We start from the raw sequence: 21,501 nt of genomic DNA, 5'->3' as shown, positions 1-21,501 counted from the left end.
TCAATTGACGTTACGGAGGGTGCGTGTGACAATCCGTCGCATCGTAACGCAACGGAAGAGGAGCCGGCGCGTTACAGGAAATGGTTCGTCCATGACGCAGGAGGGATATTATGAGTTATACGAATGCTGCTCCATCCTTTGGGCAGGCGCCGGAGGCGAACGGACATGGGGCCGGTCCCGTCAAGGTCGATCCGGATCGCATTACGATTGCGGTCATTCTTGCGAGAATGACGGAATTTTTTGACTTTTTCATCTATGCCATCGCCTCCGCGCTCGTTTTCCCACACGTCTTCTTTTCTTTCGTCGATCCGCTGACGGCGACGCTTTATTCCTTCGCGGTTTTCTCATTGGCCTTTATCGCAAGGCCGATCGGTTCGCTGATCTTCCTCCAGATCGACCGCAAGTTCGGCCGCGCCGTCAAGCTGATGGCCGCCCTCTTCACGCTCTGTGGCTCCACCATGGCGATCAGCTTTCTTCCGTCCTACGCGGAAGCGGGCATGCTCGCGCCCTGTCTTCTGGCCGCGTTCCGCATCGGCCAGGGCCTTGGGCTCGGCGGCGCATGGGACGGTCTCGTTTCGCTGCTCGCCATGAATGCACCGCAGAAGCAGCGCGGCTGGTACGCCATGATGCCGCAGATTGGCGCGGCCATGGGCTTTGGTCTCGCCAGTGCCTTTTTCATCGTCTTCGTCACGCAGCTTTCCAATGCGGAATTCCTCGCCTGGGGCTGGCGTTTCCCCTTCTTCGTGGCGCTCGCGCTGAATGTTCTCGCGCTGTTTGCCCGACTGCGCATGATCGTGACGCCGGAATTCCAGGCTATGCTGGAACAGCACGAGCTGGAGCCGCGTCCCATGTTCAAAATGCTCCGCTCGCAGTTTCCGGTGGTCGTGACAGGCGCATTCGTGCCGCTGGCAAGCTTTGCGCTCTTCCATCTCGTCACGGTCTTCCCGCTGAGCTGGGTTTCGCTCAACACCAGCCAGCGTGTCTCGGACTTCCTGTTCGTGCAATTCGTCAGCGCCATCATCGCCGGCGGAATGATCGTGGTGTCGGGTATTCTGGCAGATCGGATCGGACGGCGGAAACTCTTGGCTATCGCGGCCGTGCTGATCGGTCTTTTCAGCCTCGTGGCACCCGTTCTCCTGAGTTCGGGCGATATCGGCCGCTATCTCTTCGTCCTGATCGGCTTCTCGCTGCTTGGCCTGTCCTTCGGCCAGGCGGGTGGCGCGCTCGCTTCCCGCTTCAGCCGCGAATACCGCTATACCGGCGCATCGCTCACCTCGGATATCTCCTGGCTGATCGGCGCCGGCTTCGCCCCGCTCGTCGCTCTTGGATTTTCGTCCAAATTCGGCCTTTTCGCGGTCGGGATTTACCTGATGTCGGGTGCGCTTTGCACACTGATTGCCCTCTGGTTCAGCCGCACGCTGGACATGCCCTCGGAGTAAGCAGGGTAATTTAACAATCTCTGCAGCCATTGCGCCGCGGAATCCTGTCGGATTTCGCGGCGTTTTTGTTTTTTTATTGCGCTGGACCGATTTTAATCTTGACTCGGTCGATCATGAAATATTATGTAAGCAATACTGACGTAATTCAGTGTGTCTCACCGCCGGAAAGCCGGCCTTCAGGGAACGCGATGCGAACGACGACGATCATTATTTGCGAAAAAGCGGCCATTGCCGCCAAGCCGTTTGACGGCCGCAAAACGACCGTTCGCGCCATTAAACGCCGATAAGCAGAAAAAGAGGAGCAGCCAGGTCGCCTGCGGCTCCGCCCGCAGAGTGCCGGCTGACGCACCGGGTTTCGGGAAAGAGGGCGATACCGCGCGAAATGCGCAACGAGAGGAGAGTGCCTTGAGCGTGACGGAGCAAAAATTCGGCCTTTACGATGCCGCTTTTGAAAAAAGCAGCTGTGGCGTCGGTTTCATCACCCGCAAGGACGGCGTACAGACTCACGATGTGCTGAAGCGCGGGCACGAGGCGCTCTGTGCCGTGCCGCATCGCGGCGGCATGTCGGCGGAAGGTGTCGGCGACGGCGCGGGCGTGTCGCTGGATCTGTCGCTTCCCTTCTTTCGGCAATTGACCGGTGAGACTGGCTTGCAGGCCGGCCGTTTCGGCGTCGGCAATTTTTTCCTGCCGCAAAATCCGGCTTTCCACGGCGAGGCGGTCGGTATCATCGCAAACGCCCTTAAAGAGCAGGGCTTTGCAATCCTGCTCGTCCGCGATGTGCCGGTGAATGACGCGGCCATCCGTCCCGCCGCCATCCGTTACCAGTTGCCGATCCGCCAATGGGTCTTTTCGGCTCCGGCCGAATGCGGCAGCCTTGTCGAATTCGACTGGCGCATCCACAAGGCGCTGCTCGCCATTGAGGCGCTTGCCTATACCGTGCCGGAACTCGCCGGATTTTATCCGCTGTCGCTCAGCGCCCGCACGCAGGTTCTGAAGGGTCGACTGAACTCCCATGAGGTCATGCCCTATTTCTGCGACCTCACCGATCCGCGCCATGAAGTGCATACGATGTATTTCCACACGCGGTTCTCCACCAATACCGACCCGCATCCTTCCATGGCGCAGCCCTTCCGCCTGATGGCGCATAATGGCGAGCTCAATACGGACAAGAAGAACCGGCTGTCGGAAGCGGCCGTGGCGCTGGCGAAGAATGCCAGCATCATCCGGCCGAAGGGCCAGTCGGACAGCTGCCGCCTGGACCAGACCCTGCAGGCGCGCGTGATGGAAGACGGTCTCGACCTCGTTACAGCCGTTGTCTCGATGATGCCGCCAGCCTGGGAAAACGACGATACCCTGTCACCGGGCGTCAAGGCGATGCTGGAATATTTCTCGCTCTATGAGGAGAAGAATGACGGCCCGGCCGCGCTGATCTTCGGCGACGGCAACATTATTGGTGCGCGTCTCGATCGCCTCGGTCTGCGCCCGCTGCGCACCGTCGAGACGGAAGATTATCTCTGTGTCATGTCGGAGGCGGGGCAGATCGCCTTTCCGGCGGAAAGCGTCATCCGTCGCGGCCGCATCGAGGCGGGCGGCATGCTTTATTACGACCATGCAGAACGCCGCGCCTTTTCGACCGTCGAGGCGCTGGAGCTTCTGGCCTCGCGCCGCGATTATTCGTCCCTGCTGCGCGAAGCCCGTGTCATGCTGGAGGATCTGCCGGAAGTGCCGGCGGAAAAGCAGGGCTCGCCGCTGCGTTACAATGGCGATCTCGAACGGCACCAGCGTTATGTCGCCTATTCGCATAATCAGGAAAGCTTCAAGTTCCTGATGGACCCGATGCTGGCCTCCGGCGCTGAAAAAATTTCGGCGATGGGCTACGGCAATGCCATCAACGCGCTGTCCGATCAGGAAGGCGGGGTCGCGAAGTATTTCTCGCAGCGCTTCGCGCAGGTCACCAATCCGCCACTCGACAGTATTCGTGAGGCCGATGGCATGACGTTGCGTGTCGCTCTCGGCGCAAAGCCGAACAGCGGCGCGAGGAAGGCCCGCCAGATCGTCGTGCGCTCCCCGATCCTGACCCATCTCGATATGCTGCGTATCCGCGAGCAGTCGGAGACGCCGCTTCGCCGTTTCGAAATGCTCTATTCGCCGGTCTTCGATGTTGCGGAGGCCAATGAAGCGGCCCTGCGGCAGGCAATCGATGGTCTCTGCGATGAGGTTGTGGCTTTTGCGGCTGATGAAGGCGGCATCGCCATCATCACCGACCGGCACGTTTCGGCAAACCGCGCGGCCTTGCCGATGATCATGGTCGTCTCCGCCATCAATCAGCGGCTAATCGAGGAAGGTCTGCGGCTGCGCGTATCGCTGATCGTTGAAAGCGGACAGTTTTCCTCTTCCCATCACATTGCGGCGAGCCTCGGTTTCGGCGCTTCGGCCGCCTACCCGCTCGGCGTGCAGTTCCGTGCCGAGGAGAAATTCGGTGCCGACGCCGACAAGGCCTTCAAGAGTTTCGCCAAGGCGGCGGAAAAGTCGCTGATGAAGACCATGGGCAAGGTGGGCCTGTGCACGGCGGAAAGTTACATCGGTGGCGAGTTCTTCGAACCGAACTTCCTCGATACCGACGATGCGGTGCTGAAGCGTTATTTCCCGAACGTGAAGACCCCGGTTGGCGGCGTCAACTTCGCCGTCATCGCGCAGGCGGTGGCGGACTGGCATCGCAAGGCGCTGTCGGTGAAGGGTGAGAACGACATTCCGCTGCTCGGTCTTTTCAAGGAACGTGCAGAAGGTGCGGGCCACTCCTACGGTACCACGGCGGTGCGCGGTTTCGTGGATATGACGGAGGAAAAGATCGGTTTCGACAAGGGAACCGACAATGAAGAGGCGCTACGCCTCCTGCCGCTCAACCGGCTGGAGGATGCCTTTGGTCTCAATGACACCGCCTATTACCACAACAGCTTCGACCGGTTGACGCCGGACGCCATCGATAAATTCGAGGTGACGCCCGGTTACCGCGCCTTCGCCCGCATGATGGCGGAGGAAAGGGCGCGCCGCCCCGCCGCCCTGCGCGATGTTCTGGAATTGCCGGCTGACGTGACCTTCGCCGGTTCCGCAGAAGAATTCCGCCGGGAAATGGGCCGCTTTTCCCGGCAGGGCAATAACAGCTTCATGGTGCGCGGGTTGCTCTGCGAAGAGGCGGGCGAAGGCGCGTTCCGGCTGCAATTGACCGGTCCGCACGGTCATGAGCTCGCCCGGCTTGCCGCACTCGGCCAGTCGCTGCTCGACCGTTTCGGCGCGGATATTCCCGGCCATTGGCTGGAAGGCGGCGCGCTTCTGGTTCAGGCCAGGGGCGAGGCTTTCGCCTATCTGTCGCTTATCCGCACCGCGCCGGCAAGCATACCGCTTGAGGCCGTGCAAAAGGCGAGCGAGATCACCAGGACACTGGCATCTGGCGCCATGAGCCATGGCGCGCTGGTCGCCGCTGCCCATGAGGCGGTGGCGCATGGCACCAACATGGTCGGCGGCATGTCGAATTCCGGCGAAGGCGGTGAGCATATTTCCCGCTACGGCACCATCCGCGCCTCGCGCATCAAGCAGTTCGCCTCCGGCCGCTTCGGCGTCTGGGCCGGTTATCTTGCCGATCCGATGCTGGAAGAGATCGAGATCAAGATCGGTCAGGGTGCAAAGCCGGGCGAGGGCGGGCAGTTGCCGTCTCCCAAGGTGACGGTGGAAATCGCGGCCGCACGCGGCGGCACGCCGGGTGTCGAGCTCGTCTCGCCGCCGCCGCATCACGATACCTATTCCATCGAGGATCTGGCCCAGCTCATCCATGACGCCAAGGCGGCGCGCGTGCGCGTCATCGTCAAGCTCGTCTCGTCGGAAGGCATCGGCACGATTGCGGTCGGCGTCGCAAAGGCGGGGGCCGATGTCATCAATGTCGCCGGCAATACCGGCGGCACGGGGGCGGCGGCCGTCACCAGCCTGAAATATACCGGCCGCGCGGCGGAAATCGGTATCTCAGAAGTGCATCAGGCGCTTTGCGCCACCGGCCTGCGCGCCAAGGTGCTGCTGCGCTGCTCCGGCGCGCACCAGACCGCGAGTGACGTGGTGAAGTCTGCCCTTCTCGGCGGCGACAGCTTTGAATTCGGCACGACGGCGCTGATGATGCTGAAATGTGTCATGGCAAAGAACTGCAACATCAAGTGCCCGGCCGGTCTCACCACCAACCAGGAAGCCTTCAACGGCGATCCGCGCGCGCTGGCGCAATATCTCATGAACATCGCCCATGAAACGCGCGAGATTCTGGCCGCACTCGGGCTGCGCTCGCTGCGGGAAGCACGCGGCCGTTCCGATCTTCTTCACCTCCTCGATCATCCGGCGAGCGTCGGCCAGCTTGACCTCCGGGCAATGCTTGCCGTGGTCGAAGAGGTGAAGATCGACAGCCCCGTCTACATGGAAAAGGATTTTGGGCTGGATGATGCCTTCATCGAACTCGTGCGCTCGGCTCTGGTTGACAGCAAGCGGGAAAAAATCGAGCTGGGCGGCAATCGTTTCCTGAATAATTGCAACAAGAGCGTGGGCGGCCAGCTCGCCGTCGATATTGAACGCATGCTGAACCACGAGCTTTCCGACGAAGAGGTGGAGGCGCTTCCGGCCGTGAAGCGGGACAGCCGTGGCCGCCGGTTCCTGGAGGCGGGTTCGGTGCGCATCGATACCTCGGGTTCGGCCGGTCAGTCCTTCGGTGCCTTCTGCAATGACGGCATGGTCATGGTTCATACCGGCACCTGCAATGACGGTGTCGGCAAAAGCGCCTGCGGCGGCACCATCGTCGTGCGTTCGCCCGGCGGCGGATCCGAAGAGGCGGGCGGTAATGTGCTGGTCGGCAATTTCGCGCTGTTCGGCGCCACCGGCGGCCGCACCTTCGTGGAAGGGCAGGCGGGAGACCGTTTCGCAGTGCGTAACTCCGGTGCCACCGCTGTCGTCGAAGGCGTGGGTGATTTCGCCTGCGAATACATGACCAACGGCGCGGTGCTGAACCTTGGCAGCTTCGGCAAGGGTTTCGGCAACGGCATGAGCGGCGGTTTCGTTTATCAATATGATCCCTATGGCGATCTGCCGAAGAAGATCAGCCATGATTCCATCCTGCTCGGCTCGATCACCGGTGAGGATGAGCAGGCCGCGATCCATCATCAGGCTGTGCACCAGCTTCTGGCCTGGCATGTCGCGGAGACCGGCTCGGCCAAGGCGGCATGGCTGCTGGAAAACTGGGAAAGCGAACAGCATAATTTCGTCTATGGCATGCCGCGCGCCCTGCTGCTTTATCAGGACAGTGACGAGATTCTCAAAGCCAAGCCCCGCAAGGAGCTGCTGGAGGAGCTGGCATCTGCGCTTGCCGCCCATCAACTGCGCAAGTTCAAGCTCGCCTATCGTGACCGCAAGGCTGTCTTGAATGGAACGGTGCCGGGCTATGGCGAGACGGATACGGAGGAAATGTATGCGCTTCTCAACAATTACACGGTGTTGAGTATGGCGCAGGCCATCGCCTTGCAGCGGGTGCCGATGGCATCAGGCCCTTCCGACCCGGCCATCGAAAAGGCGGTGCGCAATCTCATCCTCACGGAAGACTATGCGCTGATGCAGCGTCTGCTGAAATATGCGCGCGAGGCTCTTTCCGATCATGGCGACGAACAGCTTGCGGTGATGATCGCCGCCAAGCGTCTCGACGATTACAAGCAGGCGCTGGCGCGCCGCAACATCTGGTCGGTGGACAGCCCCGGCACCTATGGCTGGATTATTCAGCAGAACCGGAAAAACATCGAGAAGATCGGCCGCCTGCCGGGCTTCGAGGAGCTTTTCGCAGCCCGCGCCATTCCCGACCTCGCCACCGTATCCAGCCACAGGGCAGCATGATGAAGATACCTTATATTCCCGAGGATGCGCCGTTCAACGGTGATCAGCGCGCATGGCTTTCCGGTTTCCTGGCGGGGCTCCATTCCCGCGCCGCCATCGGCATGGAGACATCTGTTGCTGCGGCCGCTCCGAAAGCGGCGGCCAGTGTGCTGAATATTCTTTTCGGCACCCAGACCGGCAATGCCGAAGCGCTGGCGATGGATATTGCCGCCGCCGCCCGTGCGCAGGGCATGCAGCCGGTGGTGACGGCGCTGGACGATGTCTCGATGGACAGTCTCGGGGCCATGAAGCGGGTCATCGTTGTCACCTCGACATATGGCGAAGGGGAAATGCCTGACAATGCCCAGCTTTTCTGGGAAGCACTTGCCGCTGACAGCGCCCCGCGTCTGGACGAGACGAATTTTGCCGTCCTCGCTCTCGGCGATACCGGTTATGACGGCTTTTGCCAGGCGGGCAAGCTCATCGATACGCGGTTCGAGCAACTCGGCGGCAAGCGCATGAAGACGCGTATCGACTGCGATATCGATTTCGAGGATGCGGCCGCGGCATGGATCGGCGAGGCCTTGCCGCTTGCGCTTGCTGTCGATGGCGGCAAGGCGGCGGCGGTCGCCATGCCCGATATCGCCGAGCCACCCGCGCGCGCGAAACAGGGCTGGAACCGCAAGAATCCCTATTTGGCGACGGTGAGTGTCAATCGTCGCCTTTCCGGTCCCGGTTCGTCCAAGGAGATTCGTCACTATGAATTCGATCTCGGCGAAAGCGGCCTGGACTATGAGGCGGGTGATGCGCTCGGCGTCGTGCCCCTGAACGATCCGAAACTGGCCGGCGCGCTGCTGGAACACTTCGGAGCGGCGGCGGACAGCGAAGTCGCGGGGCTCGACCGGCCGGTCGGCGATGCGCTTCTCAACATGGTCGAAATCTCGACGCCCTCGCGCGAACTCGTCGCCGAAATCGGCAAGCGGGCGGGGCATGATGAACTCAGCCACATTCTCGCAAATGGAGACAGGGAGCAGCTGGCCGCCTTTCTCTGGAGCAAGGATATTCTCGACCTCATCAATCTCGCGGGAAAACCCCTGTTTGACGTCGCCGAATTCGTGACATTCCTGAAGCCTTTGCAGCACCGCGCCTATTCCATCTCCTCCAGCCCGCTGGTTGCAAAAAACAGCGTGCATCTGACCATCGCCAGCGTGCGTTATCGCGCCGAGGGGCGTGAGCGTGGCGGCGTGTGCTCCACCTATCTCGCCGACCGGGTGGAGGCGGGACAGAATGCCGGGATTTTCGTCTCACCGAACAAGGCGTTTCGTGTGCCGCAGGACGATGAGGCGCCTGTTATCATGGTGGGACCGGGCACGGGCATCGCCCCCTTCCGGGCCTTTTTGCAGGAACGTCAGGCGCGCGGTGCCAAGGGCAGGAACTGGCTGTTTTTCGGCGATCAGCACCGGCAGTCGGATTTCATCTATGAAAACGAGCTTGGCGACATGAGCCGCGATGGCGTGCTGACCCGTCTCGACCTCGCCTTCTCGCGCGATCAGGCGGAGAAAATCTATGTCCAGACCCGCATGCGGCAGAACGGCAAGGCGCTCTATCAATGGCTTGAAGAGGGCGGGTATTTCTACGTTTGCGGCGATGCGACGCGTATGGCGAAGGATGTCGATGATGCCCTGCACAGCATCATCAGCGATGAAGCAGGCATTTCCACTGAGGCGGCAAGCGATTATGTGAACCGGCTGAAGCGCGAAAAACGCTACCTGCGCGATGTCTATTAGGCCTCGCCCACAGGGGCCGCCAGAGCGCCGATTGGCTCAGCAATTGGTGCAGGCGGTCTCGGCGTCGCGCTGTTTGAAGAAATAGTCCCGACCGATGGTGATCGACTTCACCCCGGATGAGGTGACGTCGGGCATGAACATCAGCAGTTCGTGCGGGATGGAAAGTTCGACGTGGATGAGGAAGCTGTCTTCCACGAGCAGGCGGGTCGGAACGACGACCGGTGATCCCACCGCATAGGGTCTGAGGTTCTTCTCGTCCCAGGACCAGGTGATTTTCGCCTGTTTTTGTGTATCGATCTTGATGCCGCTGATCTTAAGCTGCAGACCCTTGGTGCTGTAAGGCGCAAAAACTGCCGCTGCGACATCCTGCATGCCTGTGAGATAGGTTTTATCGACGGAGCCCGTTTTCGATATCAGGTCATTGATGGTGGCGGCCGCGCTGCTTGCCCGCTTGTAGGTGTTGTAGCCGATCGTCAATTCGAAAGAGGTCAGATAGAGCGCGAGCAATATCGGGAAGATGATCGCGAACTCCACCGCGCCCACGCCACGGTTGTCTCTGGCAAAGCGAGAAACGAGCGCCATCAAGCGTTGTTTGCCCTTTGCAGCAACGGACACCAGCCCTGCCATCATGAGCCCCCGCCTGTGATGTATTTCTCGTTCATGAATGCACTCGTTGCGACGATGAGGAAATGTGAGGGCATCGATCCATCGGCTGGACGTATTTTGGTCAGGTACGGCCGAATGATATCGGCAATCACACGCCAGCGATAATAGACGCGCAACATGTTGATGGTTTCCGGCCCGCCCGGCTTGAAGCCGAATTGAGCCGTGTCGAGATCGTAATATTCGCCATAGGCTTTCAGGGGTACCGTGGTCGGAATATCCTTGAAAGCGGTGAAGGAACGGAGGTCGATATAAAGCTTCTGCTCTTTCTGGATCTCGTCTGCCGAGCAGGTGATCATCACCGAGACTTCGCTGCAGAAACTTCTGCGGAAATCCTCTTTCGAAATCGAGCTGCTGATCTGCCCGGTGCGCAGACGCCGCGACATGGTCTCGGTGGCGTTGACCACGACCTGTTCGGCCATAAGGGCGATGAAGGTTTCGATGATTGCGAAGACGACAAGGAAATAGGGAATGGCCAGGATCGCGAATTCGATGGCCGCTGTCCCGTCTCGCGAGAACCCGAATTTTTCCAGCAATGGCTTCAGTCTGGCCAGTCGCATGAGGCGGTGTCGATCTCTAAGAATATGCGGCAAGCGCAACCGTTGAATTTGTTGCGGACCATAACCACCCGATGTTTAAATTCAGTTACTTCGATAAACTATACTTTAGTGATTTCCAAAATTGATACGGCGCATAAAAAAGCCCGGCACGGAGCCGGGCTTTTGGCTGATGTCAGAGAGCTGCTTATTCCGCGTCTGCCTTGGACAGAACCTCGAGCGTGGGCGTTGAGGTGATGTTGTAACCGCAATCAACGTAGTGGCATTCGCCCGTTACGCCGCGCGACAGGCTGGACAGGAGGTAGAGTGCGGATCCGCCGATGTCGTCGATGTCAGCCGTCCGCCGCAACGGTGCGTTTTTCTGGTTCCACGCGTAGATCGCCCGCGCATCCGAAATGCCGGCGCCCGCCAGTGTGCGGACCGGACCGGCCGAGATGGCGTTGACGCGGATATCGCGGGGGCCATAATCGGCGGCGAGATAGCGAACGGACGCTTCAAGAGCAGCCTTGGCGACGCCCATGACATTGTAGTTCGGAATGACGCGCTGCGAGCCATTATAGGTCAGCGTCAGCATTGAGCCGCCATTCGTCATCAGTTCAGCGGCGCGCTTGGCGATTTCCGTGAAGGAGAAACAGGAAATGACCATGGTGCGGCTGAAATTGTCGCGGGTCGTATCCGCGTAGAGACCTTTCAGCTCGTTCTTGTCGGAAAAGCCGATGGCGTGCACGACGAAGTCCAGCGAACCCCATTTTTCGCGGATCGTCGCAAAGAGGGCGTCGACCGAGGCGATATCCTCGACATCGCACGGTACGATGAAATCGGATCCGAGTTCCGCCGCGAGCGGTTTCACACGCTTGCCGAGCGCTTCTCCCTGATAGGTGAAGGCCAGTTCCGCGCCTTGTGCCGCAAGCGCCTTGGAGATACCCCAGGCGATCGAGTGATTGTTTGCGACGCCCATGATGAGGCCGCGTTTACCCTGCATGATGCCGTTCATTGGCAATTATCCGTTATGACGCTGGAAGACGAGCGTGGCGTTGGTGCCGCCGAAGCCGAAGGAATTGGAAAGGATGGTGTCGATCTTGGCATTGTCGATGCGGCTGCGAACGATCGGAACACCCGCAAATTCCGGATCGAGCTCGGCAATATGCGCGCTTTCGCCGATGAAGCGTTCCTGCATCATCAAAAGGCCGTAGATCGATTCCTGAACGCCGGCAGCACCCAGCGAATGACCCGTCAGCGATTTGGTCGACTGGATGTGCGGGATCTTGTCGCCGAAGACTTCGCGGATCGCGCCGATTTCCTTGCTGTCGCCAACCGGCGTCGAAGTACCGTGCGTATTGATGTAGTCGATGTCACCCTTGACGGTGGAGAGCGCCTGCCGCATGCAGCGGATTGCACCTTCGCCCGACGGAGCCACCATGTCGTAGCCGTCGGAGGTCGCGCCGTAACCGACGATCTCGGCGTAAATCTTGGCGCCGCGTGCCTTCGCATGTTCCAACTCTTCGAGAACCAGCACGCCAGCACCGCCGGCAATCACGAAACCGTCGCGGTTGACGTCATAGGCGCGCGAGGCGACGTCGGGTGTTTCATTATATTTGGACGACATGGCGCCCATGGCGTCGAAGAGGTTGGACATCGACCAGTCGAGATCCTCATGGCCGCCCGCGAACATCACGTCCTGCTTGCCCCACTGGATCATTTCGGCGGCGTTGCCGATGCAATGCGCCGAGGTGGAGCAGGCCGACGAGATCGAATAGTTGACGCCGTGGATCTTGAACCAGGTGGCGAGCGTGGCCGATGCGGTGGAAGACATGGCCTTCGGCACGGCAAACGGGCCGATGCGCTTCGGGCTGTTGTTCTTCAGCGTGATGTCGGCTGCCTCGACGATGGTGCGGGTGGAAGGACCGCCCGAACCCATGATGATGCCGGTGCGCTCATTGCCGCTGATATCGCTCTCTTCGAGGCCGGAATCGGCAATCGCCTGCTTCATGGCCACATGGTTCCATGCACCGCCCTGCGACAGGAAGCGCATGGCGCGGCGGTCGACCAGATCGGTTGGGTCGAGAGACGGCTTGCCCCAGACCTGGCATTTGAAACCGTGCTCGGCAAAATCCGGCGAAAATGAAATGCCGGATTTGGCATTGCGCAACGATGCGGTGACTTCAGCGGCATCACCGCCGATGGAAGAAACAATACCGAGGCCGGTGACAACAACTCGTCTCATGAAAGGGACCTTTTCTTAAGATTTCGGCTGGACGACCGAAGCCGCCCGGCTTTTGTCAGGACTATTCCGTCTGCCTCAGGCAGCCTTTTCCTTCGACAGGCCTACGCGCAGGTCCGTCGCCTGATAAATGGTTTCGCCGTCCGCCTTCAGCCAGCCATCGGCGGTGCCAAGCACCAGACGGCCGCGCATCACGCGCTTGAAATCAATACCATACTGAAGCAGCTTGGTGTGAGGGCGTACCATGCCCTTGAACTTCACTTCGCCGGTGGAAAGCGCCATGCCGCGGCCTTCTTCGCCCAGCCAGCCGAGGAAGAAACCGGTCAGCTGCCACATGCCGTCAAGGCCGAGGCAGCCCGGCATGATCGGGTTGCCCTGGAAGTGGCAGGGGAAATACCAGTCGTCGGGGCTGACATCGTATTCGGCACGGATGAAACCCTTGTCGAAGGCGCCGCCGGTTTCGGAAATTTCGGTAATGCGATGGACCATGAGCATGGGGGGCAATGGGAGCTGGGCATTTCCCGGGCCGAACAATTCGCCGCGACCGCAGGACAGGATCTCCTCGTAATTGTAACTTGATTGCCTCGTTGCCATACCGCTTTCACTTCCCCAATTACTGGTGTTGATTGACTTCACTAGAGCAAGTTAGGTTCAAAATGAAGCGCTGCAAGGGCAGAGGCCGCTCCGCCCCCATTCTTTGTCTTCGAACCTTCTTTGCAGAAGTCATTACCTCAATATGCCGTCCGCATACAGGAACCATACGGCTGGAACCAGAGGAAATTTGCAGGAAAGGCCGGTTTGCCGCCATTTGCCGCGCCTAAGCCACGCTGAAACTATTGAAAGCACTCGCTGCAAAAGATATATGCTAATGCAATTGATAGGTTTCATACCCTCTGTTTGGAATGGGATTGCATGGCATTTGACGCCACATTGGATATCGGAACGAGGCTGCGGCGCTCGGGGCTGCGCCCCACGCGCCAGCGTGTGGCTCTGGGCGATCTTCTCTTCGCAAAGGGTGATCGCCACCTGACGGTGGAGGAACTGCACGACGAGGCGGTCACCGCCGGCGTGCCTGTTTCCCTCGCCACCGTCTACAACACGCTGCACCAGTTCACCGAAGCCGGCCTGATCCGCGTTCTGGCCGTGGAAGGCGCGCGTACCTATTTCGACACTAACGTCTCGGATCACCACCACTTCTTCGTGGAGGGCGAGAACGAGGTTCTCGATATTCCGATCAACAATCTCCAGATCGACAATCTGCCGGAAGCGCCCGAAGGCATGGAAATCGCCCATGTGGACGTGGTCATCCGCCTTCGCCGCAAGCGCGGCTGACATTCCGTTTCGCGATATATGTGAAAATGGCGCCAAGGGGCGCCATTTATGTTTTCACGTGTGATTTCAGGGCATGTGTGCGTGGCTGGTACTTTTGGACCAAGCTGAACTTTCGGTCAATAAGTGCACATGTACAGGTTTTTTAGTCGACCTACGCCGACCCTGTGGAGTTTGTAAGTTGTCATTTTCTATTATAAAATGTCTTTGAAGTTGTGTTTCGGATTGTTTGTAGACGTTAATTCAATTAAATATTTATTAAATTGGATATGTATTGTGGAAGAAGATAATAAAACGGGAAAAAAAGAAAAAAATAATAAAAATGACTCAACAAAATACTATAAATTATTCAATGGAGGTGAGAATATCAGGGTGGTGTTAGATGGAATTAATTTGATTTTTTCGCTTTTCATTAAAAAATGACAGCAGACATGAGGGTGGGTGAGCAGTTCAGAAAGGATTATTTGGATGTACCGCCTCCTATTCACGGACATGTTGGTGGTATGCTGAATTGTAGAGAGATAGAAATTGGTGCCGAAATTATAGCTTTGGGAGTCGTGGTGCCGGAGTTGTTTGATTGTCGACATTTAATGGACCACCAAAGGCTAGAGTTACCCGCCATAGGCGTAGGTTATATCACTTCATAACGTCTTCTGGCCGCCTGCCGGGCTTGGCCTTGTACGGCGGGAAAGTCCAGCCGAAGAGCAGTGCGCCGGATCGCACGCAGAAGGCCGTCAGGAAACCCACAGCTGATGCGGCATATAGCGGTGCGCCGAAGAAATAGACGACAATGAAGGTGGAAGAGCCCAAAAGCGCGCAGGTGATGTAGATTTCCGGGCGCAGGAGAACCGACGGCTCCCCGGCCATAATATCGCGCAAAACGCCACCGAACGTCGCCGTCAGAACGCCGGTGACGATGGCGACGGTCGCGGAGCCGCTTGCGGCAAGGCCCTTGGCTGCTCCCATGACGCAATAGGCGGAGAGACCGAGCGCATCGAGCCAGATCAGTACCCGATAGCGGGACTCGAAAAGATGTGCAGTGAAGAACAGCAGCACCGCGACCGACACGCAGACGAGGATATAGGTGGGGTTTATCACCCAGAAGACCGGCGTTCTGCCCAGCACGAGATCACGCACCGTGCCGCCGCCGATGCCGGTCGCGGCTGCGAAAAACAGGAAGCCTATCAGGTCGAGCTGCTTGCGCGAGGCGGCGAGCGCGCCGGTTGCGGCAAAGACGGCGACACCCGCATAATCGAGAAAACCCAGAAGCGTCATGAAAAGGTTCCCCCTGGAAATACGGGCTGCGAACACGTCAGTGTCGCGCAAGCACTAAACTCTAGGCTGGCCGCCCGGATGATCGCAACATCCATAACCGAAACGGATGCAAAGGAAAATGCCGTGCGAATCGCTCTCGTTGCCGCTCTTCAGGCGCTGGTTCTCTTGATGTTTCCGGTGGCGCTCTCGGCGCAGCAGCAGCTGGTGAGCGACCCGGAGATCTATGAAAAGGATCATTTCCGCACCGAATGCAAGGTGGCGGCCTTCGGCGACGATTTCGTCACGCGGCAGGATATCAACAATGACGGGCTGATGGACGCCGTCGTCAATCACGGCGTTCTCGATTGTGACGGCGAAAAGGGCCGCAGCTGCGACGACGAGGGATGCCCCTATAATTTCTATGTCCAGGTGAAGGAGGGCGGTTATCTGATGATCGCGACGGCCCGGATTTACGGTTATGATTTCATCAAGCGCTTTGGCAACATGGTTTTTGTGCTGAAGATGCATCCGCGCTATTGCGAGCGCACCGACAAGGAGCCCTGCCTGATGACGGTGCGGGTACGCGGTACGAAATTCGTCACCATCTCGCGAAAGTGAAGTTGACGATTTTCAGGGCGTGATTCTTCGGATTTTGACCCTTTGATTGTAGCGCTGCCGAAGCGAGCGCGGAATGATGAAGGTGGCGATGGCGACGGCGAAAACCGTGGCCGCAACCACCCACAGGGCATTGGACTGCAGCTTGGCGGCGAGAACGGCGCCGCAGATCGCGCCGCTGATCATGCCGAGCCAGGGCACGATCTGAATGCCCCAGTCGAGGCTCCGTTCGCCGAGAAGAAAGCGACCAATGCCACGGCCGAAGCGGGAAAGAGCGCCGGTCACATAGGTGAGGCCGATTGGCAGCCCCTCAATATGTTCAACGGCGGCGTTGACCATGCCCATGGCGAAAACGACGAGATAAAATTGCGCGAGAGCGGAAGCCTCGCCCCCGAGCAGCGCGGCAATTGTTACCAGCAGTCCCACCGCCATCAGAACGGCAAAGATGCGCCGGTCGAACTTATGCGCCACCACGATGCCGCCTGCATTGCCCGCCACGAAGGCAATGATCGCGAAAAGCAGTTTTGCTGCATGGGAATAGAGGCCAGCCTCCACCGATACGGCGGCTCGCGTGGTGTTGCCGGTCATAAAGGACACGAAGTCACCTGAAATATGCAGGCCCACCGCATCGGTCATGCCGGCGATGAAGGAAATGGCGGCAACCAGCGCAATTCCGGTTCCGGTTCGCCTTGCCCTGATGATACTGCGGCGTCTTTGTCTTGTCATGGAAAAGCTCGATATGGAAAAACAGCGGTCCTGCGCGCAGGGGCCGTGTTATCCTATGTCTAGAATGCCTGATGGTGTATTTGCAATCTTTCTGGAGGCCTTCGGAAGCTTCTATTTTGTCTAGACAAATATAAAATCCCTGCCTACCATGCCTCAAATAAAGCGAAAAACAACATCGCACAAAAATAAATCAAAAGGGGTTCAGATCATGAAGAAAACATGGGTTCTTGCCACAGTCGCCGCACTCTTTTCATCCGCTTCCGCCTATGCCGAGACGTCGGTGACGATCGGCATGTCCGGCTGGACCGGTTTTGCCCCGCTGACGCTCGCCAAGCAGGCCGGCATTTTTGAAAAGAACGGCCTGAAGGTCGATATCAAGAAAATCCCGCAGGCGAGCCGCCATCTGGCTCTTGCTTCCGGTGACATCCAGTGCGCCGCCACCACGGTGGAAACATGGATCGCGTGGAATGCCAATGGCGTGAAATCCACCCAGATTTTCCAGATGGACAAGTCGCATGGCGCCGATGGTATTGCTGTGCGCAGTGATGTTGCAAAGGTCGCGGACCTGAAGGGCAAGACGGTTGCCGCTTCCGCGCCGGGCACCTCGCCCTATTTCTTTCTTGCCTGGATTCTCAAGGAAAACGGCCTCACCCTGAAGGACGTCAAGGTCGTCAACCTCGAGCCGGGACCGGCCGCGCAGGCATTCGTCGCTGGCCAGAACGACGCAGCCATGACCTATGAGCCCTATCTGTCCACCGTCCGCGCCGCCCCCGACAAGGGCAAAATCCTCGCCACGACGCTGGATTATCCCGCCGTCATGGATACGTTCGGTTGCACCCCGGATTTCCTGAAGGCCAATCCGCAGGCGGCGAAAGCCCTGGCGGACAGCTATTTCCAGGCCCTTGAGCTCATCAAGGCCGATCCCGAAAAGTCCTATGCGACGATGGGGGCGGATGTGAAACAGACCGGCGAGGCCTTTGCCGCTTCGGCAAAGTTCCTCGAATGGCAGAACAAGGCGGCCAATCAGAAATTTTTCGAGGGTGAATTCAAGACATTCTCGGAAAAATCGGCGGAGCTGCTGCTGGAAATCGGCGTGATAAAGTCTAAGCCCGATCTTTCGACCCTCGCGGATACGTCCTTCATCAAGTAACAGAAAAAGGCGGCCGCACTCCCTGCAGGGAATATTGCAGCCAAAACAGGTGAGTGCGTCGATTGTGCGTCACGAAACGCGCACGGCGTTCTGATGGCGCGGCGAAGGTGCCGCGCCGGTTTTCCGGACAGGCGACAGAATGCAACCTCTTCAACCCATAAAGAACAGCACGAGGATTGCCCTCGGCATTCTGTTCTTCGTGCTGTTTTTTTCCGCCTGGGGCTTTGCCACGCTGGGCGGTTTCGTGTCGTCGACCTTTCTGGCCGACCCCATCACCATGCTGAAGGACGGCATCTATCTGCTGACCGATCAGGGGTTTGCCAGCGATATCGGCATGACGATCTGGCGCGTGGTGGGTGGTTTCGTGCTGGCATCGCTCATTGCCGTGCCGGTCGGCATCGCCATGGGGGCCTATAAGCCCATCGAGGCGCTGCTTGAGCCCTTCGTATCCTTCGCGCGCTATCTGCCGGCTTCCGCCTTCGTGCCGCTGCTCATTCTCTGGGCCGGCATCGGCGAGATGCAGAAGCTGCTGGTGATCTTCATCGGCGCGGTGTTCCAGATCATCCTGATGGTGGCCGTCGCTGTCGCCGGCACCCGGCGTGATCTGGTGGAGGCCGCCTATACGCTTGGCGCGAAGGACCGGGGCGTCGTTCGCCGTGTTCTCATTCCTGCCAATGCGCCCGATATTGCCGAAATCCTCCGTCTCGTTCTCGGTTGGGCCTGGACCTATGTCATCGTCGCGGAACTGATCGGCGCCTCCTCGGGCATCGGCTATATGATCATCAACAGCCAGGCGCTGATGGCGACCGGCCAGATCATCTTCGGCATCATCGTCATCGGCATTATCGGCCTTATTTCGGATTTCGCGTTCAAATCGCTGAACCGGAAGCTTTTCGCCTGGAGGCTTGCCTGATGAGCGAACTCGTTATCAAGGGCGTCAGCCGCACTTTTCCGGGCGTACAGGGCGGGCAGCCGACACTGGCCCTGCAGCCGACGAATTTGGATATCCCCCGCAATGACTTCGTCACCATCCTCGGCCCGTCGGGATGCGGAAAATCGACCCTGCTGCGCATCATCGCCGGTCTCGACCGTCCGACGACGGGCGAGGTGCTGCTGTCGGGCAAGGCGGTAACGGGTCCGGGCGCGGATCGCGGCATGGTGTTCCAGTCCTACACGCTGTTTCCCTGGCTAACGATCCGCGAAAACGTCGCCTTCGGTCTGCGCGAACGCGGCGTCGCCGAAAAGGAAAAATGGGAGATCGTCGACAGCTATATCGACAAGGTCGGCCTGCGCGGTTTTGAAAACCATTGGCCGAAACAATTGTCCGGCGGCATGCAGCAGAGAACGGCCATCGCCCGTGCCCTGGCGAACGGCCCGAAAATCCTGCTGCTCGATGAGCCTTTCGGCGCCCTCGACAATCAGACACGCGGGCTTATGCAGGAGTTGCTGCTCGGCATCTGGGAGCGTGAGCAGAAGACGGTCATTTTTGTCACCCATGACATCGAGGAGGCGGTCTTCATGGCGTCGCGTGTGGTGACCATGTCCGCAAGGCCGGGCCGCATCAAGTCGATCACGCCGGTCGACTTGCCGCATCCACGTCACTACACCGTCAAGGCCAGCCCGGAATTTTCCGAGCTGCGCGCGAAGCTTACGGAGGAAATCCGCAGCGAGGCGATTGCCGCCGCCGCCCATGGATAGTTGACCAGCCAAAGGGGAGGATAAAAGCATCGGGATGAGGAGCACAGGCGCCGATCTTCAGGAAAAATCGCTGCACGAGCGCATCCGCAATGATGTCGAGCGCCATATCATGTCGGGCGAGTGGCCGCCGGGTTATCGTATTCCCTTCGAACACGAGATGACCCGGCACTATGCCTGTTCGCGCATGACGGTGAACAAGGCTCTGAGTGAACTGGTGCAGCGCGGACTTATCGAAAGACGCCGTCGTCTCGGCACCTTCGTTCGCCAGCCCCATGCGCAATCCGCCGTTCTGGAAATCCACGATATCGAGCGGGAGGTGCAGGCGCTCGGTCTGGTCTACGGTTACCGTCTCGACAAACGACGGCTGCGCCCTGTGGGGGAAGAGGACGGCGCGGCCATGGCGCTTGCCGCCGAAGCCCGGGTCCTGGAACTCACCTGCACGCACTTCGCCGGCGGCGTTCCCTTTTGCCTTGAGGAGCGCATCATCAATGTCACCGCCGTTCCGGAGGCGGAAGCCGCGGATTTTTCACAGATCGGGCCGGGGACATGGCTGCTGAAAATGGTGCCCTGGAGCGCTGCCGAACATCGCATCAGCGCCGTTTCCGCCGACCGTAAAAATGCGGCGGCGCTCGGTATTGCTTCCGGTGCCGCCTGTCTGGTCATTGATCGGCGGACCTGGCATGGGGCGGATTATATCACCCGCGTCCGTGTCACCTATCCCGGTGACCGGCATGCCCTCGTTGCGCAGTTTTCGCCCTCGCAGAACAGCTGAAGGCCGTCGATCGGTCAATTTTTTGTAAAGAAGAGTTTACGGGTCGTCTTTTGACAATATAATAGTTGTCAAAAGAACTCAGGTTTATTATCGGAACGTCAAGCTTTCACGACGTTATCCGTTCATGACCCCGGTTTTCAGGAACCGGTCAATCTGCGGATGAGTTCATCGACGGAAATCCGGGATAAAAATTATGTCAGCTGAGACCTCAACTTCTTCCGCATCCTTCAACAAGGCAAACACAACAAGGCATCTCTGCCTTGCCGTCGCTGTCACCTTGCTGGCCGGCTTGAGTAGCGGCGCGGTTTTCGCTCAGACGGCATCGGAGACCCAGATACAGCCCGCACCGCAAACGGAAGCGGTTCAGCCGGCACAGCCGGCGGCTCCCGCAACGCCGAGCGCTCCGGCGGCCGCGCCCGTCCAGCCTTCCGCGACGGCACCGGAACAGCCGGCCGCCACCGCACCCTCGCAGCCTCAGTCAACTCAGCCCGCACCGGTCCAGCCTGCACCCGCTCAGCCCGTGACGAATACCGCACCGGGAGCCGAAGGCCTGGCGCCGCAGCCGACGCAGACCGAGCAACCCGCACAGACCGGCCAGACGACCGCGCCGAATGAAGCCGCGACCCCATTGGAGCCTGTCAGCACCGAGCCCGCGAGCGCTGAACATCGTGCGGATATCCCGCATAATCTTTCTCCCTGGGGCATGTTCATGGCGGCCGACTGGGTCGTGAAGGGTGTGATGATCGGTCTTGCCTTCGCATCGCTGGTCACCTGGACGGTCTGGGTCGCGAAGTCTATCGAGCTTGCGGGTGCGCGGGTGCGCGCCGGTGCAACGCTCAAGGTCATTCGCAGGGCAAAAACCCTGATCGAGGCGACCGAAGCCGTCGAAAAGAAGGGCGGACCGGCCGCGCTGATGCTGCGCATGGCAACCCATGAAATGCAGCTTTCCGATGCGGTGGTTGAGCATACGGATGGCGGCGGTATCAAGGAGCGCGTCTCTTCGGCGCTGTCGCGTATCGAAACCCATGCCGGCCGCCGCATGTCGCGCGGGACTGGGGTTCTGGCGACGATCGGTTCCACGGCTCCCTTTGTCGGCCTGTTCGGCACCGTCTGGGGTATCATGAACTCCTTCATCAGTATTTCGGAATCGCAGACCACCAACCTCGCCGTCGTCGCGCCGGGTATTGCCGAGGCGTTGCTCGCCACCGCCATCGGTCTTGTCGCCGCCATTCCGGCCGTGGTGATCTATAACGTCTTTGCCCGCTCCATCACCGGTTACCGCCATCTTCTGGCGGATGCCGCAGCCGGCGTGGAACGCCTCGTCAGCCGCGACCTCGATTTCCGCCGTATTCCGCCGGGCAGCACCAGCAAGCCCGCCGTGTCTCTGGTTGGACGGTGATCGGT

The 21,501-nt window shown here is 59.4% G+C and carries 18 protein-coding genes; 11 read left to right on the top strand and 7 right to left on the bottom strand.

The features are described from left to right. The first annotated feature begins 110 nt into the window (after positions 1–110). The 3 genes from AC5YUO_RS07240 (at position 111) to AC5YUO_RS07230 (ending at position 9,112) form a co-directional block, all read left to right on the top strand. Positions 111–1,439, top strand: coding sequence for an MFS transporter (locus AC5YUO_RS07240; RefSeq protein ID WP_496154760.1), 1,329 nt, complete (start codon positions 111–113; stop codon positions 1,437–1,439). Between the two features lie 405 nt (positions 1,440–1,844). Then, on the top strand, positions 1,845–7,346 hold the full coding sequence (locus tag AC5YUO_RS07235) for a glutamate synthase-related protein (RefSeq protein ID WP_496154759.1): 5,502 nt from the start codon (positions 1,845–1,847) through the stop codon (positions 7,344–7,346). Continuing rightward, positions 7,343–9,112, top strand: coding sequence for a sulfite reductase subunit alpha (locus tag AC5YUO_RS07230; protein WP_496154758.1), 1,770 nt, complete (start codon positions 7,343–7,345; stop codon positions 9,110–9,112). Before AC5YUO_RS07235 ends, AC5YUO_RS07230 begins: the two co-directional genes overlap by 4 nt. Positions 9,113–9,148: 36 nt before the next feature. On the opposite strand, the gene AC5YUO_RS07225 is transcribed toward AC5YUO_RS07230, so the two are convergent. The 5 genes from AC5YUO_RS07225 to fabA form a co-directional block, all read right to left on the bottom strand. Next, the gene (locus tag AC5YUO_RS07225) at positions 9,149–9,742 is read right to left on the bottom strand and encodes a TadE/TadG family type IV pilus assembly protein (RefSeq protein ID WP_400815893.1); all 594 of its coding nucleotides are present in this window, start codon (positions 9,740–9,742) and stop codon (positions 9,149–9,151) included. Next, positions 9,739–10,335: a TadE/TadG family type IV pilus assembly protein gene (locus tag AC5YUO_RS07220; RefSeq protein ID WP_496154757.1), complete on the bottom strand. Its 597-nt coding sequence runs from the start codon at positions 10,333–10,335 to the stop codon at positions 9,739–9,741. The genes AC5YUO_RS07225 and AC5YUO_RS07220 overlap by 4 nt, the downstream gene beginning before the upstream one ends. 184 nt (positions 10,336–10,519) lie before the next feature. Continuing rightward, positions 10,520–11,326 carry an enoyl-ACP reductase FabI gene (fabI, locus tag AC5YUO_RS07215; protein ID WP_065114546.1) on the bottom strand — a complete coding sequence of 269 codons (807 nt, stop codon included), beginning with the start codon at positions 11,324–11,326 and terminating at the stop codon, positions 10,520–10,522. 6 nt (positions 11,327–11,332) lie between these two features. After that, on the bottom strand, positions 11,333–12,556 hold the full coding sequence (gene fabB / locus AC5YUO_RS07210) for a beta-ketoacyl-ACP synthase I (protein WP_496154756.1): 1,224 nt from the start codon (positions 12,554–12,556) through the stop codon (positions 11,333–11,335). Positions 12,557–12,631: 75 nt separating this feature from the next. Next, positions 12,632–13,147, bottom strand: a complete 516-nt coding sequence (gene fabA / locus AC5YUO_RS07205) for a 3-hydroxyacyl-[acyl-carrier-protein] dehydratase FabA (RefSeq protein WP_003507274.1) — start codon at positions 13,145–13,147, stop codon at positions 12,632–12,634. 318 nt (positions 13,148–13,465) lie between these two features. Between fabA and irrA the strand changes: the two genes are divergently transcribed. Both irrA and AC5YUO_RS07195 read left to right on the top strand, forming a co-directional pair. Next, positions 13,466–13,885 carry an iron response transcriptional regulator IrrA gene (gene irrA / locus AC5YUO_RS07200; RefSeq protein WP_006309975.1) on the top strand — a complete coding sequence of 140 codons (420 nt, stop codon included), beginning with the start codon at positions 13,466–13,468 and terminating at the stop codon, positions 13,883–13,885. A gap of 273 nt (positions 13,886–14,158) precedes the next feature. Then, positions 14,159–14,305 (top strand): hypothetical protein, encoded by a 147-nt coding sequence (locus tag AC5YUO_RS07195; RefSeq protein WP_496154755.1) that lies wholly within the window; start codon positions 14,159–14,161, stop codon positions 14,303–14,305. A gap of 213 nt (positions 14,306–14,518) precedes the next feature. Here the strand turns inward: AC5YUO_RS07195 and AC5YUO_RS07190 are convergent, their stop codons facing one another. Then, positions 14,519–15,157: a trimeric intracellular cation channel family protein gene (locus AC5YUO_RS07190; RefSeq protein ID WP_496154754.1), complete on the bottom strand. Its 639-nt coding sequence runs from the start codon at positions 15,155–15,157 to the stop codon at positions 14,519–14,521. A gap of 78 nt (positions 15,158–15,235) precedes the next feature. On the opposite strand from AC5YUO_RS07190, the gene AC5YUO_RS07185 reads away from it, so the two are divergent. After that, positions 15,236–15,754: a hypothetical protein gene (locus tag AC5YUO_RS07185; protein WP_400815907.1), complete on the top strand. Its 519-nt coding sequence runs from the start codon at positions 15,236–15,238 to the stop codon at positions 15,752–15,754. 12 nt (positions 15,755–15,766) lie between these two features. On the opposite strand, the gene AC5YUO_RS07180 is transcribed toward AC5YUO_RS07185, so the two are convergent. Beyond that, positions 15,767–16,477, bottom strand: coding sequence for a YoaK family protein (locus tag AC5YUO_RS07180; RefSeq protein ID WP_496154753.1), 711 nt, complete (start codon positions 16,475–16,477; stop codon positions 15,767–15,769). Positions 16,478–16,685: 208 nt separating this feature from the next. Here AC5YUO_RS07180 and AC5YUO_RS07175 point away from each other — a divergent pair, with 208 nt between their 5' ends. From AC5YUO_RS07175 to exbB, 5 genes are all read left to right on the top strand, one after another. Continuing rightward, on the top strand, positions 16,686–17,627 hold the full coding sequence (locus AC5YUO_RS07175) for an ABC transporter substrate-binding protein (protein ID WP_496154752.1): 942 nt from the start codon (positions 16,686–16,688) through the stop codon (positions 17,625–17,627). 139 nt (positions 17,628–17,766) lie between these two features. After that, positions 17,767–18,540 carry an ABC transporter permease gene (locus tag AC5YUO_RS07170; protein ID WP_496154751.1) on the top strand — a complete coding sequence of 258 codons (774 nt, stop codon included), beginning with the start codon at positions 17,767–17,769 and terminating at the stop codon, positions 18,538–18,540. Beyond that, a complete protein-coding gene (locus tag AC5YUO_RS07165; protein WP_496154750.1) occupies positions 18,540–19,325 on the top strand; it encodes an ABC transporter ATP-binding protein in 786 nt (261 codons plus the stop codon). Before AC5YUO_RS07170 ends, AC5YUO_RS07165 begins: the two co-directional genes overlap by 1 nt. A 34-nt stretch (positions 19,326–19,359) precedes the next feature. After that, positions 19,360–20,097 (top strand): histidine utilization transcriptional repressor HutC, encoded by a 738-nt coding sequence (gene hutC, locus AC5YUO_RS07160; protein ID WP_496154749.1) that lies wholly within the window; start codon positions 19,360–19,362, stop codon positions 20,095–20,097. 193 nt (positions 20,098–20,290) lie between these two features. After that, a complete protein-coding gene (gene exbB, locus AC5YUO_RS07155) occupies positions 20,291–21,496 on the top strand; it encodes a tonB-system energizer ExbB (protein ID WP_496154748.1) in 1,206 nt (401 codons plus the stop codon). The last annotated feature ends 5 nt before the right edge of the window (positions 21,497–21,501 follow it).

This window comes from Agrobacterium sp. LEGMi-208b (assembly GCF_059511785.1).
Note: the sequence above shows the minus strand (reverse complement) of the source record. Positions and strands in the feature narration are given on the sequence as shown.

Coding starts and splice junctions, on each gene's coding strand:
- AC5YUO_RS07220 (WP_496154757.1), bottom strand. CDS start 10,335: ATGCGACTGGCCAGACTGAAGCCATTGCTGGAAAAATTCGGGTTCTCG.
- fabI (WP_065114546.1), bottom strand. CDS start 11,326: ATGAACGGCATCATGCAGGGTAAACGCGGCCTCATCATGGGCGTCGCA.
- AC5YUO_RS07230 (WP_496154758.1), top strand. CDS start 7,343: ATGATGAAGATACCTTATATTCCCGAGGATGCGCCGTTCAACGGTGAT.
- exbB (WP_496154748.1), top strand. CDS start 20,291: ATGTCAGCTGAGACCTCAACTTCTTCCGCATCCTTCAACAAGGCAAAC.
- AC5YUO_RS07180 (WP_496154753.1), bottom strand. CDS start 16,477: ATGACAAGACAAAGACGCCGCAGTATCATCAGGGCAAGGCGAACCGGA.
- AC5YUO_RS07170 (WP_496154751.1), top strand. CDS start 17,767: ATGCAACCTCTTCAACCCATAAAGAACAGCACGAGGATTGCCCTCGGC.
- fabA (WP_003507274.1), bottom strand. CDS start 13,147: ATGGCAACGAGGCAATCAAGTTACAATTACGAGGAGATCCTGTCCTGC.
- AC5YUO_RS07225 (WP_400815893.1), bottom strand. CDS start 9,742: ATGATGGCAGGGCTGGTGTCCGTTGCTGCAAAGGGCAAACAACGCTTG.
- AC5YUO_RS07190 (WP_496154754.1), bottom strand. CDS start 15,157: ATGACGCTTCTGGGTTTTCTCGATTATGCGGGTGTCGCCGTCTTTGCC.
- AC5YUO_RS07165 (WP_496154750.1), top strand. CDS start 18,540: ATGAGCGAACTCGTTATCAAGGGCGTCAGCCGCACTTTTCCGGGCGTA.
- AC5YUO_RS07185 (WP_400815907.1), top strand. CDS start 15,236: ATGATCGCAACATCCATAACCGAAACGGATGCAAAGGAAAATGCCGTG.
- AC5YUO_RS07175 (WP_496154752.1), top strand. CDS start 16,686: ATGAAGAAAACATGGGTTCTTGCCACAGTCGCCGCACTCTTTTCATCC.
- fabB (WP_496154756.1), bottom strand. CDS start 12,556: ATGAGACGAGTTGTTGTCACCGGCCTCGGTATTGTTTCTTCCATCGGC.
- AC5YUO_RS07240 (WP_496154760.1), top strand. CDS start 111: ATGAGTTATACGAATGCTGCTCCATCCTTTGGGCAGGCGCCGGAGGCG.
- irrA (WP_006309975.1), top strand. CDS start 13,466: ATGGCATTTGACGCCACATTGGATATCGGAACGAGGCTGCGGCGCTCG.
- hutC (WP_496154749.1), top strand. CDS start 19,360: ATGAGGAGCACAGGCGCCGATCTTCAGGAAAAATCGCTGCACGAGCGC.